This is a genomic window from Bacillus cereus group sp. RP37, assembly GCF_040459695.1.
Classification (GTDB): Bacteria; Bacillota; Bacilli; order Bacillales; family Bacillaceae_G; genus Bacillus_A.
On the sequence record NZ_JARVHP010000001.1, the window covers coordinates 1,261,094 to 1,274,330 of the forward strand.

Consider the following 13,237-nt stretch of genomic DNA (forward strand, 5'->3'; position numbering starts at 1 on the left):
ACCACTTTTAAAAGTTGGCACGGTATTTGCTTTATAAATAGACGAGGGACGACGGAAAGGGTTGATTACAAAATATGAAGTTAGAACACTTAATTGATCAAGCAGCAGGACAGCCTAAAAAAACTGTGGCTGTAGCAGTAGCTGAAGATCATGAAGTAATTGAAGCTGTAGCGAAAGCAATTAAATTACAGCTAGCTCAATTTCGTCTATATGGAAATCAAGAAAAAATAATGGGGATGTTACAAGAACATGGTTTACAAACTTCAGAACATATTGAAGTGATTGCAGCACAGTCAAGTGCTGAGGCTGCAGAACTTTCTGTTAAAGCTGTAAGAAATGGCGAAGCAGATGTGCTTATGAAGGGGAACATCCCAACAGCAAATATTTTGAAAGCTGTATTAAATAAAGAGTGGGGACTTCGTAAAGGTAGCGTACTTTCACACGTTGCAGCATTTGAAGTTCCAAATTACGATCGTCTGATTTTTGTTACAGATGCAGCGATGAACATTGCACCTGATGTAACACAAAAAGCTGCTATTATACAGAATACTGTAGAAGTTGCCCAGGCAATAGGAATGGATTTGCCAAAGGTAGCACCAATTGCAGCGGTAGAGGTTGTTAATCCTGCGATGCAAGCGACAATTGATGCAGCGATGTTAACTCAAATGAATCGCCGCGGACAAATTAAAAATTGTGTCGTTGATGGACCACTTGCTTTAGATAATGCAGTATCACAAATTGCAGCAGAACATAAAGGCATAGTAAGTGATGTAGCAGGTAAGGCAGACATTTTACTCGTCCCAACGATTGAAGCTGGAAATGTGCTATATAAATCACTCGTATACTTTGCAGATGCAAAAGTAGGAGCAATGATTGCTGGCGCAAAAGCACCGATTGTTTTAACATCTCGTGCTGATTCAGCAGAAACAAAAGTATATTCATTAGCATTGGCAGTTGCGACTGCTTCAAAATAAACCAAATAGGGTAAAACACTAGGGGGAAACGACAATGACATTAGAAATCTTCGAATACTTAGAAAAATATGATTATGAGCAAGTAGTATTTTGTCAAGATAAAGAATCTGGTTTAAAAGCAATCATTGCAATTCATGATACAACACTTGGACCGGCTCTTGGTGGAACAAGAATGTGGACATATGATTCTGAAGAAGCGGCGATTGAAGATGCATTGCGTCTTGCAAAAGGGATGACATACAAAAACGCAGCAGCTGGCTTAAACTTAGGTGGTGCGAAAACAGTAATTATCGGTGATCCACGTAAAGATAAGAGCGAAGCGATGTTCCGTGCATTAGGACGCTACATTCAAGGACTAAACGGACGTTACATTACAGCTGAAGATGTTGGTACAACAGTAGATGATATGGATATTATCCACGAAGAAACTGACTTTGTAACAGGTATTTCACCATCATTCGGTTCTTCTGGTAACCCATCTCCAGTAACTGCATACGGTGTTTATCGTGGTATGAAAGCAGCTGCGAAAGAGGCTTTCGGTACTGATAATTTAGAAGGAAAAGTAATTGCTGTTCAAGGCGTTGGTAACGTAGCATATCACCTATGCAAACATTTACATGCTGAAGGAGCAAAATTAATCGTTACAGATATTAATAAAGAAGCTGTACAACGCGCGGTAGAAGAATTCGGTGCATCAGCAGTTGAGCCAAATGAAATTTACGGTGTTGAATGTGATATTTACGCACCATGTGCATTAGGCGCAACAGTTAATGACGAAACTATTCCACAACTTAAAGCAAAAGTAATCGCAGGTTCTGCAAATAACCAATTAAAAGAAGATCGTCACGGCGACATGATTCATGAAATGGGTATTGTATACGCACCAGACTATGTTATTAATGCAGGTGGCGTAATTAACGTAGCAGACGAATTATATGGATACAATAGAGAACGTGCACTAAAACGTGTCGAGTCTATCTATGACACAATTGCAAAAGTAATCGAAATCTCAAAACGCGATGGCATAGCAACTTATGTAGCAGCAGATCGTCTAGCTGAAGAGCGCATTGCAAGCTTGAAAAACTCTCGTAGCACATACTTACGCAACGGTCACGATATTATTAGCCGTCGCTAATCATTCATATATAACTTTTACAAAAGGTGTGGTTACCTCTTATGAGGTTTCCACTTCCTTTTAAATTTATTAGTGGAGGTAGCAACATTGTCTGTAAATCGAATTCTTGTTATTAACCCAGGTAGTACATCCACAAAAATTGGTGTTTTTGATAATGAAAGACCTGTTCTAGAAGAAACGATTCGTCATGACGTAGAACAGATTGGAAAATATAAGCGAATTATCGACCAATATGAGTTTCGTAAAGAAACGATTTTAGAAGTTCTACATTCTCATGGTATTAACATTTCAAAATTAAACGCTGTTTGTGGGCGTGGTGGATTACTTCGTCCAATCGAAGGCGGTACGTATACAGTAAACGATGCAATGTTAGAAGATTTGAAAAATGGGTTTAGTGGTCATCACGCTTCAAATCTCGGAGGCATTTTAGCTTATGAAATTGCTTCGGGATTAAATATTCCTGCATTCATTGTGGATCCTGTCGTTGTAGATGAAATGGAGCCGATTGCTCGTATAAGCGGTATTGCTGGCATGGAACGCAAAAGTATCTTCCATGCATTAAATCAAAAAGCAGTTGCTCGTAAAGTAGCTGACCAATTAAATCACAAATACGAGGATTTAAATTTATTAGTTACACATATGGGCGGCGGTATTACAGTTGGTGCTCATAAAAAAGGAAAAGTTATCGATGTAAATAATGGCTTAAACGGAGAAGGACCATTTAGCCCAGAGCGTGCTGGTACAGTACCAGTAGGACAGCTAGTTGAAATGTGTTTCTCTGGTGAGTATTACCGAGACGAAATGGTGAAACAGCTTGTCGGACAAGGTGGACTTGTAAGTCTAATCGGTACAAATGATGCAATTAAAGTAGAGCAAATGGTTGAAAAAGGTGATCCTGAAGCAACTCTTATTTATAAAGCAATGGCATATCAAGTTGCAAAAGAAATTGGCGGAGCTAGTGCTGTGCTTCACGGGAAAATCGATGCAATCGTATTAACTGGTGGACTTGCGTACAGTAAAATTCTTGTTGATGAAATAAAAGAACGAGTGGACTGGATTGCAGATGTTATCGTACATCCAGGGGAAGATGAGTTAGAAGCGTTAGCAGAAGGAGCACTTCGTGTATTACGTGAAGAAGAAGCGGCGAAAGAGTATGTTGTAAGAGAAAAACAAACAGTAGCTAGGGGTTGAGATAATGGCAAGAGAATATGATTTAGTCATCGTTGGCGGCGGTACTGGTGGATATGTTGCTGCTATTCGTGCATCACAACTAGGTTTAAAAACTGCACTTGTTGAAAAAGAAAATCTTGGTGGTACTTGTTTACACAAAGGATGTATTCCTAGTAAAGCCCTTTTACGTAGTGCGGAAGTATTCGCAACTGCTAAAAAAAGCGAAGAGTTCGGGGTTATTGCAAGTAATGTAGAACTAAACTTTGCGAAAGTGCAAGAGCGTAAAGAGAAGATTGTAACGCAACTTCATAAAGGCGTTCAACACTTAATGAAACAAGGTAAAATTGATGTGTTTGAAGGTATTGGCCGTATTCTTGGCCCATCTATTTTCTCTCCGATGCCAGGGACAATTTCAGTTGAACTTGCAAGTGGAGAAGAGAATGAAATGTTAATTCCAAAAAATGTACTTGTTGCAACAGGTTCTCGTCCGAATTCATTACCAGGTTTAGAATTAGACGGAGAGTACGTAATGTCTTCTGATCATGCCCTAAAAATGGAAACGCTTCCTAGCTCGATTATTATCGTTGGTGGCGGTGTAATCGGTATTGAGTGGGCATCTATGCTTGCTGACTTCGGTGTAGAAGTTACAGTATTAGAGTATGCGAAAACGATACTACCACTAGAAGATCAAGACGTTTCAAAAGAAATGCAACGTCTATTCAAGAAAAAAGGTATTAAAGTGGTAACTGGTGCAAAAGTATTACCAGAAACATTGGTAAAAGATAATGGAGTAACAATTCAAGCTGAACATAACGGTGAGAATAAAGAATTTAAAGCAGAAAAAATGCTTGTATCTGTAGGAAGACAAGCTAATACGCAAAATATTGGTTTAGAGAATACTGATATCGTTGTGGAAAAAGGATACATTCAAACAAATGAGTTTTATCAAACGAAAGAATCGCATATTTACGCAATCGGTGATGTAATCGGTGGCTTACAGCTTGCTCACGTTGCTTCTCATGAAGGAATTGTTGCAGTAGAACATATTGCTGGTAAAGAAGTTACACCAATTGATTATTCTATGGTATCAAAATGCGTATATAGCAGTCCAGAAGTTGCTTCTGTCGGTTTAACAGAACAAGAAGCGAAAGAAAAAGGCTATAAGTTAAAGGTAGGTAAATTCTCATTCCGTGCAATCGGAAAAGCACTTGTATATGGCGAATCTGATGGCTTTGTAAAACTTGTAGTTGATGAAGAAACAAATGACATTCTTGGTGTTCATATGATTGGACCGCATGTAACAGATATGATTTCTGAAGCGGGTCTTGCAAGAGTACTTGATGCAACACCTTGGGAAGTAGCACATACAATTCATCCGCATCCATCATTATCTGAGGCGATTGGTGAAGCTGCATTAGCTGTAGATGGAAAAGCGTTACACGCATAAAAATGTGGATTTAGGAGGTTATGAAAAATGGCAGAAGTAAAAGAAAAGCGCCATGAAGAGCTTGGCTTAAGTGATGAGCAAGTATTAGAAATGTTCCGTACGATGTTACTTGCACGTAAAATCGACGAACGTATGTGGTTATTAAACCGTGCTGGTAAAATTCCATTCGTAATTTCTTGTCAGGGACAAGAGGCTGCGCAAGTTGGAGCGGCGTTCGCTCTTGATAGAGAGAAAGATTATGCATTACCATACTACCGTGATATGGGTGTTGTACTAGCATTTGGTATGACAGCTAAAGAGCTTATGTTGTCTGCTTTCGCGAAAGCTGGAGATCCAAACTCTGGTGGCCGTCAAATGCCTGGTCACTTCGGTCAAAAGAAAAATCGTATTGTGACAGGATCATCTCCAGTAACAACACAAGTACCACATGCAGTTGGTATTGCATTAGCTGGAAAAATGGAGAAGAAAGATTTAGTAACGTTCGTTACATTTGGAGAAGGTTCTTCAAACCAAGGTGACTTCCATGAAGGGGCAAACTTTGCTGGTGTACACAAACTACCTGTTATTTTCATGTGTGAAAATAATAAATACGCAATCTCTATTCCAGTTGAAAAACAATTAGCATGTAAAAACGTATCAGATCGTGCAATTGGTTACGGTATGCCTGGATATACAATAGACGGAAACGATCCGCTTGCAGTATATAAAGCTGTAAAAGAAGCGGCAGACCGCGGCCGTCGTGGTGAAGGCCCAACTTTAATTGAAACAGTATCATATCGTTTAACAGCGCATTCTAGTGATGACGATGATCGTGTTTATCGTGATAAAGAAGAAGTTGAAGAAGCAAAGAAAAAAGATTCAATTATAACATTTGCAGCTTATTTAAAAGAAGCTGGCGTGTTAACTGAGGAATTTGAAAAACAAATGTTAGACGAAATTATGCATATCGTAAATGAAGCAACAGAATATGCAGAAAATGCTCCGTATGCAGCACCTGAAGATGCATTGAAGCACGTATACGCAGAATAGGGGGGAACGTTTCATGGCTGTAATGTCTTATATTGATGCTATTACATTAGCAATGCGCGAAGAAATGGAACGCGATGAGAAAGTATTCGTTTTAGGAGAAGATGTTGGTAAAAAAGGTGGCGTATTTAAAGCGACACACGGTTTGTATGATCAATTTGGTGAAGATCGTGCGCTTGATGCACCGCTTGCAGAATCTGCAATTGCTGGGGTAGCAATTGGTGCGGCAATGTATGGTATGCGTCCAATCGCTGAAATGCAGTTTGCAGATTTCATCATGCCAGCAGTAAACCAAATTGTTTCTGAGGCAGCAAAAATTCGTTATCGTTCTAATAACGATTGGACTTGTCCAGTTACAATTCGTGCGCCATTTGGCGGCGGTGTTCACGGTGCATTGTATCATTCACAATCTGTGGAAGCGATGTTTGCAAACCAACCAGGTTTAAAAATTGTTATCCCTTCTACACCATATGATGCAAAAGGCTTATTAAAAGCAGCAATTCGTGATGAAGATCCAGTATTATTCTTTGAGCATAAACGTGCATATCGCTTAATTAAAGGTGAAGTGCCAGAGGATGATTACGTATTACCAATTGGAAAAGCAGATGTAAAACGCGAAGGTGATGATATTACTGTTATCACGTACGGATTATGTGTTCACTTTGCACTTCAAGCAGCTGAAAAGTTAGCGCAAGATGGCATCTCTGCACACGTTCTTGATTTACGTACTGTATATCCATTAGATAAAGAAGCAATCATTGAAGCAGCTTCTAAAACAGGTAAAGTTCTTCTTGTAACAGAAGACAATAAAGAAGGAAGTATTATGAGTGAAGTGGCAGCAATTATTGCTGAAAACTGTCTGTTTGATTTAGATGCGCCAATCGCACGACTTGCAGGTCCAGACGTGCCAGCAATGCCATATGCACCAACAATGGAAAAATTCTTTATGGTAAATCCAGATAAAGTTGAAAAAGCAATGCGTGAACTTGCGGAATTTTAATCGGGGGGACTATACATGGCTGTAGAAAATATTACAATGCCTCAGCTCGGGGAGAGCGTTACAGAGGGTACAATTAGTAAATGGCTCGTAAATGTTGGCGATCACGTAAATAAGTATGATCCGCTTGCAGAAGTAATGACGGATAAAGTAAATGCTGAAGTACCATCTTCTTTCACTGGTATTGTGAAAGAGTTAATCGCTGGTGAAGGTGATACGTTAGCTGTAGGTGAAGTAGTTTGTGTTATTCAAGTAGAAGGCGCAGATGAAGTAGCAGCAACAGCTGTTGAGGAAAAAACAAAAGAAGAACCAAAGGCAGAAGTAACTACGCCTGAAAAAGCACCGAAAGCAAAACAACCAACTGATGGAAAACCACGTTTTTCACCAGCTGTGTTAAAACTTGCGGGTGAGCATAACGTTGATTTAGATTTAGTAGAAGGTACGGGAGCAAATGGCCGTATCACTCGTAAAGATATTTTAAAGCTGGTGGAATCTGGAAATATTCCGCAAGCAGGTGCGAAAAAAGAGGAATCGGTAGTAGCAGTAGCAGAAGCGCGTCCAGAAGCACCAAAAGCAGCGCCAGTAGCACAAAAAGTAGAACCTGCGAAACCAGTTTCTGTACCAACAATGCCTGGCGATATCGAAATTCCAGTAACAGGTGTGCGTAAAGCAATTGCAGCGAACATGTTACGTAGTAAACATGAAGCACCACACGCTTGGATGATGATTGAAGTAGATGTGACAAACCTTGTGTCATACCGTAATTCAATTAAAGGTGATTTCAAAAAACGCGAAGGCTTTAACTTAACGTTCTTTGCTTTCTTCGTAAAAGCAGTAGCGCAAGCGTTAAAAGAGTATCCTCAAATTAACTCAATGTGGGCTGGCGATAAAATCGTTCAGAAGAAAGATATTAACCTTTCTATCGCTGTTGCAACAGAGGACGAACTATTTGTACCAGTAATTAAACACGCGGACGAGAAGACGATTAAAGGTATCGCTCGTGAAATTACAGAGCTTGCAGGAAAAGTACGTACGAAATCGTTAAAAGCGGACGAAATGCAAGGTGGAACATTTACAATTAATAACACAGGATCATTCGGTTCTGTTCAATCTATGGGTATTATTAATTACCCACAAGCGGCTATTTTACAAGTTGAATCAATTGTAAAACGCCCAGTAATTATGGACAATGGTATGTTCGGTGCTCGCGATATGGTTAACTTATGTTTATCACTTGATCACCGTGTACTAGATGGCTTAATTTGTGGTAAGTTCTTAGGACGTGTAAAAGAAATTCTAGAAAATACGTCAGAAAATAATACATCTGTATATTAATAAAAAGCTCGCTTATGCGAGCTTTTTATCATCTTATTTCTTCATTTACATCCTACTATATGTAAAACACTTTTCCCGGCAATCTTACAATGAACGAGTATGTATTAGAAATTTACGAAAATACATTGCTGATATATGGTATATAGATATAAAATAAGAAAAGAATAATTTTTTTGGCAAATCTTACTGACGAAACTGTAGTATAATATATTGTATTGTATGAAAAAGAGAGTTATTCTATATAAGTGTTTTATAGATAATGTGTAATCAGTCGTCAAAACATGAAGAATGTTGACTCCTGGTTTTTTATTTTGCTGTAACAATGTTTCAGGAGGATGTCATGAAAAGAAGTACCGAGTTTCTAAAAAGTTTAGATGTAAAATTAATATTAATTTTGTTAGCATTATGTGTTACGAGTATAGCTGCTATATATAGCAGTCAGCAAACTGGCCAATATGGAGAGGCAAACTTTGCGATGAAACAGGGTTTGAACTACATAATTGGAGTTGTATTGTTATTGCTTGTTGCAAGCATCGACTTAGATCAATTACAAAAATTGTCTTGGCCACTTTATATCGTTGGATTTGGTTCACTTATTCTTTTGAAAATACTACCGGTTTCCACTTTCACACCTGAAAAATTAGGTGCAAAAAGATGGTTTGTATTTCCGTTAGTTGGACAAATTCAACCATCTGAGTTTTTCAAAATTTCATTGCTTCTCGTAGTAGCAAGTATAGCAGTGAAACATAATGCACAGTATATGGCAAGAACATTCCAAACGGATTTACAATTAGTAGGTAAAATTGTGCTAGTATCCCTACCGCCTATGGCTGTTGTATATAGCCAACCGGATACAGGGATGGTGTTCTTATATGCTGCTGCAATTGCATGTATTTTATTTATGTCAGGTATTCAGAAGAAATTGATAGCGTTATGTACAGTTATTCCAGTCACCATATTATCTGCGTTAATATTTATTTACGTAAGGTATGAGGATTTCTTCTTTAATAATTTAGTTACTTTACTAAAACCTCACCAACAATCACGTATTTTAGGTTGGTTAGATCCATTTGAACATACAGATCAAGGTTATCAAACACAGCAATCGATTTTAGCTGTAGGTAGTGGCGGTATGGAAGGGAAAGGATTTGGCGAAGGGAACGTCTATATCCCTGAGAAGCATACTGACTTTATTTTCGCTACAATTGCCGAAGAAGGTGGATTTATCGTAGCAGCGTTAGTTGTATTCTTGTTCCTATTACTACTATATCGAACAATTATTATCGGTTATTCTGCTGATAATTTATTCGGTACATTATTATGTGCTGGATCAATTGGGATATTAACGGTTCAAATATTCCAAAACATCGGTATGATCGTTGGATTAATGCCTGTAAAAGGGATTGCATTACCTTTCTTATCATATGGGGGAAGTTCCTTGTTCTCAAATATGATTATGATGGGTCTCATATTATCGGTACGAAAAACGTATAAAAAATATATGTTTTCCGTCAAGTGAAAAAAGCTGATTCGTTTTTAAACGAATCAGCTTTTTTACATATATGCTCTTAAACGTTGCAAACTAAAACAGAATAGCAGTTTGAGATGGTAAGGAGTGCAAAGTGATGCATATGCATATTTTTGAAGGGGCACGGCATCTTTCTAATAGTGAATGGGTTATTCGGGCTATCATAGCATACATATTTTTAATATTAGTTGCGAAAGCGATGGGACAAAGGTCCATCGCACAACTTCGTTTTTTAGATGTCGTATTAGTGTTATTGCTTGGTGGGAATATTTCTAACGCATTATCTGATGAAAAAGTGGGATTACTCGGTTCGATGATTACAACGTTCATACTCGTTGTACTTCACATTATAAGCTCAGTTCTAATGTTGAAATGGGATAGATGGAGACGCTTTTTAGAGCCAGCACCTATTATTCTTATACACAATGGTTCCATTGATTTTAGCAATTTGAAAAAAGCGAGAATTACGGTGGAATATTTATTTTCGGAACTTCGTATGCGAAATGTGAGCGATATTCAAACGGTTAAATTAGCACTATGGGAAGCGAGCGGTGTTGTTTCTATATTTCGGTATCCAGAATATGAAGCAGTCTCGCGGCTGGATCTTAAAGTAGCGGGAAAAAAATCTCCAGTTTCTTTTGTATTAGTAAAGGATGGGAGGATTCAGCAAGATGTTCTTGCTTTATTAGGAAAAACAGAAGAGTGGGCGAAAGAGTTTTTAGAGAAGAGTGCGGAAATCGAATCCATTATGTTAGCTACAGTGGATGAAGCACATAAAATAAATATTTTGTTAAAAAAATGAAAAATATACGCATTTTGTCTTTTCATACATATGATACAATAGTGTGGACAACGAAAAAGGAGGGATACGATGGGATATGTAGAAGAATTACGAAAAATAGTTGGTCATCGCCCTTTAATTTTAGTTGGTGCTGTTGTACTCGTTATAAATGAAAATGGATATGTATTACTACAGCAACGAACAGAGCCGTACGGAAAATGGGGGCTGCCTGGTGGGCTCATGGAACTTAGTGAATCACCAGAAGAAACAGCTTACCGGGAAGTATATGAAGAGACAGGAATAAAAGTGAAGAACTTACGATTAATTAATGTATTTTCTGGAGCGAACTATTTTACAAAATTAGCAAACGGTGATGAATTTCAATCTGTCACAACAGCTTATTATACGGATGAATACGAAGGGAACTTTGTTATGAACAAAGAAGAAGCGGTTCAGCTTAAATTTTTCCAAGTAACAGAACTACCTGACTATATTGTAGGATCTCATAAAAAAATGATTGTTGAATATATGAAGATTATGGAAAAAAAGATATAATAATAGTGAAAGAAATACAAAAACACAGCTCTGGTTGGTAGTCCAGACGCATGATTTTATGTCAGTAACCTTCCCCTCCGGGATGTCCCGTATTTCTAATTTTTTAAAGGGGGGGCTGTCAATGGATTTGACAGTATATCACGATGGTCAATTTTTTGTAGGGATTATTACATGTAAAGAAAAAGGGAAGTTGTATGGAGCAAGGTATATTTTTGGAACGGAACCTTCAGACGAAGAAGTGCTTATATTTGTGAACGGTTCAATGTTAGCGTATTTTCAGCACTTTGCAAAATGTGGTGTGGAAGTGAAAGAAAAACAGCGTCCCAAAAATATAAAGCGGATTATACGACAAGCAGCAAAAGCAGTAAATGTAAACCGTTTTACTAAGGCGCAAGAGGCAATTAGCTTATCTTATGAATTGCATAAACAAGAAAAGAAAGTGCAATCTAAAGAGAAGCGAGAAGCTGAAAAACAAAGAAGACGCTTAATCAAGGTACAAAAAGCAAAGCAAAAACATCGTGGTCATTAAAAAAAGGTGTTAGAGCCCTGCTCTAACACCTTTTCTATGCTGAAATACAAGTAAACTTACTTGTATTTCATAAACATTAACTGGTAAGATACAAATAGGTAGTTTTAGAGGAGGGAAAAGATTGATTAATTTTAACTTTTTTATGAATGATGTTGTCCGCCAAGCGCGTGAAGAGATTGTTTCTGCTGGATATACAGAATTGACGACGCCGGAAGCAGTAGAAGAAGCGTTTCAAAGAAATGGAACAACACTTGTAATGGTAAACTCTGTATGTGGTTGTGCAGGTGGTATTGCTCGTCCTGCTGCTGCGCATTCCGTACATTATGATAAACGTCCTAACCATCTTGTAACAGTGTTTGCAGGTCAAGATAAAGAAGCAACAGCAAAAGCTCGTGAATATTTCGAAGGGTATCCACCTTCTTCTCCATCATTCGCTTTATTAAAAGATGGAAAAATTGTAACGATGGTAGAGCGTCATGAAATTGAAGGTCATGAACCAATGCAAGTAATTGCAAAACTACAATCTTATTTCGAAGATAATTGTGAAGAACTATAAAGTGAAACTTTAATCAGTGGGGGTGGTTCATCCCCACTGATTATTAGTTGAACCAATCGGGCTTTTACGGGCAGTTGATCCCCCATCTAACTTCTTTGTTTTTGCTAAATGTTGAGATGGGGGTCTTACTGCCCGTTAAAGCGGGATAAAAATAAGCGAAAAGGCGGTACGTCCACAATCAAGTGGATGTACCGCCTTTTTTATTTAGTATTAAAATTTATGGGACATGCATAGTTATGTTGTTTTATGCATTATTTTATACATGTTAAACATTGTTAATAGTGTTATTTCATTTATTTTTATTTTATATATTGCATAAAAATGAAAGTGCTGATACAATACAAACATCGAATAAATATTCTATTAAACTTTTAAATATACATTATTAGGGGGAAGAAAGATGAAGAAGTTATTATCAATATCGTTTGCACTTATTTTAATTGTAAGTATGTTCAGCGCATGTAGTAATGGGGAAGAAAAAGCTACTGGAAAAAATAAAAAAGTACTGGTTATGGGGACTTCAGCAGATTATAAACCATATGAATACGTGGAAGCTTCAAAAAGTGATGAAATTATCGGCTTTGATGTTGATGTTGCTAAATATATCGGAAAAGAACTTGGTTATGAAGTGAAAGTGAAAGATATGGATTTTGGTGGTTTATTAGCATCTCTTAGCTCAGGAAAAGTTGATTTCGTAATGGCAGGTATGACGCCAACTGCAGAGCGTAAAAATAATGTTGATTTCACAGATATTTATTTTGTTGCAAAAAACATGGTCGTTTCTAAAAAGGATTCTAACATTAAATCTGTAGAGGATTTAAAAGGAAAAAAAGTAGGGGTACAAACAGGATCTATTCAAGAAGAGAAAGCAGCAGAATTTAAAAAACAAGTAGATTTCAAAGTTGAGGGACGTGACCGCATACCAGAAATCGTACAAGAAATTAAAGCTGGTCGTTTTGATGCTGCAATTATAGAAGACACAGTTGCTAAAAATTATTTAGAGAAAATGAAAGATTTACAAGGAATTGAAATTAAAGAAGCGCCAGAAGAAGTAGGAGCAGCAATTGCCCTTCCAAAAAATAGTGATAAAACAGCTGAATTTAATAAAGTAATTAAAAAAATGCAAGAAAATGGAGAAATGGATAAATTAGTGAAGAAATGGTTTGGCAGCGAAAAATAAGCTGCCTTTCACTTTTCTGTGAGG

At 37.6% G+C, this 13,237-nt stretch carries 13 protein-coding genes; all 13 read left to right on the forward strand.

From position 1 onward, the window contains the following. Positions 1–74 precede the first annotated feature (74 nt). Entirely contained in the window at positions 75–974 is a 900-nt protein-coding gene (gene yqiS / locus QCI44_RS06755) for a phosphate butyryltransferase (protein ID WP_016086353.1), read from the forward strand. A 34-nt stretch (positions 975–1,008) separates the two neighbouring features. Then, a complete protein-coding gene (locus QCI44_RS06760) occupies positions 1,009–2,109 on the forward strand; it encodes a leucine dehydrogenase (RefSeq protein ID WP_016086354.1) in 1,101 nt (366 codons plus the stop codon). A gap of 87 nt (positions 2,110–2,196) precedes the next feature. After that, the gene (buk, locus tag QCI44_RS06765; protein WP_000115778.1) at positions 2,197–3,300 is read left to right on the forward strand and encodes a butyrate kinase; all 1,104 of its coding nucleotides are present in this window, start codon (positions 2,197–2,199) and stop codon (positions 3,298–3,300) included. A gap of 4 nt (positions 3,301–3,304) precedes the next feature. Beyond that, positions 3,305–4,726 (forward strand): dihydrolipoyl dehydrogenase, encoded by a 1,422-nt coding sequence (lpdA, locus tag QCI44_RS06770; protein WP_016086355.1) that lies wholly within the window; start codon positions 3,305–3,307, stop codon positions 4,724–4,726. A gap of 27 nt (positions 4,727–4,753) precedes the next feature. Next, the gene (bfmBAA, locus tag QCI44_RS06775; protein ID WP_000852549.1) at positions 4,754–5,755 is read left to right on the forward strand and encodes a 3-methyl-2-oxobutanoate dehydrogenase subunit alpha; all 1,002 of its coding nucleotides are present in this window, start codon (positions 4,754–4,756) and stop codon (positions 5,753–5,755) included. 13 nt (positions 5,756–5,768) lie between these two features. Then, entirely contained in the window at positions 5,769–6,752 is a 984-nt protein-coding gene (gene bfmBAB, locus QCI44_RS06780) for a 3-methyl-2-oxobutanoate dehydrogenase subunit beta (RefSeq protein ID WP_016086356.1), read from the forward strand. A 15-nt stretch (positions 6,753–6,767) separates the two neighbouring features. After that, positions 6,768–8,084, forward strand: a complete 1,317-nt coding sequence (locus QCI44_RS06785; protein WP_016086357.1) for a dihydrolipoamide acetyltransferase family protein — start codon at positions 6,768–6,770, stop codon at positions 8,082–8,084. A gap of 340 nt (positions 8,085–8,424) precedes the next feature. Beyond that, positions 8,425–9,603: an FtsW/RodA/SpoVE family cell cycle protein gene (locus QCI44_RS06790; RefSeq protein ID WP_000831202.1), complete on the forward strand. Its 1,179-nt coding sequence runs from the start codon at positions 8,425–8,427 to the stop codon at positions 9,601–9,603. A 106-nt stretch (positions 9,604–9,709) separates the two neighbouring features. Further along, on the forward strand, positions 9,710–10,414 hold the full coding sequence (locus QCI44_RS06795; RefSeq protein WP_016086358.1) for a DUF421 domain-containing protein: 705 nt from the start codon (positions 9,710–9,712) through the stop codon (positions 10,412–10,414). Positions 10,415–10,483: 69 nt separating this feature from the next. After that, complete coding sequence (locus QCI44_RS06800; protein WP_016086359.1) at positions 10,484–10,948, forward strand: NUDIX hydrolase; 465 nt, start codon at positions 10,484–10,486, stop codon at positions 10,946–10,948. A gap of 121 nt (positions 10,949–11,069) precedes the next feature. Next, positions 11,070–11,477 (forward strand): YjdF family protein, encoded by a 408-nt coding sequence (locus tag QCI44_RS06805; RefSeq protein ID WP_016086360.1) that lies wholly within the window; start codon positions 11,070–11,072, stop codon positions 11,475–11,477. Positions 11,478–11,619: 142 nt separating this feature from the next. Next, complete coding sequence (locus QCI44_RS06810; protein WP_170959980.1) at positions 11,620–12,033, forward strand: BrxA/BrxB family bacilliredoxin; 414 nt, start codon at positions 11,620–11,622, stop codon at positions 12,031–12,033. Between the two features lie 400 nt (positions 12,034–12,433). Further along, entirely contained in the window at positions 12,434–13,213 is a 780-nt protein-coding gene (locus tag QCI44_RS06815) for a transporter substrate-binding domain-containing protein (RefSeq protein WP_000735473.1), read from the forward strand. Positions 13,214–13,237: the final 24 nt, after the last annotated feature.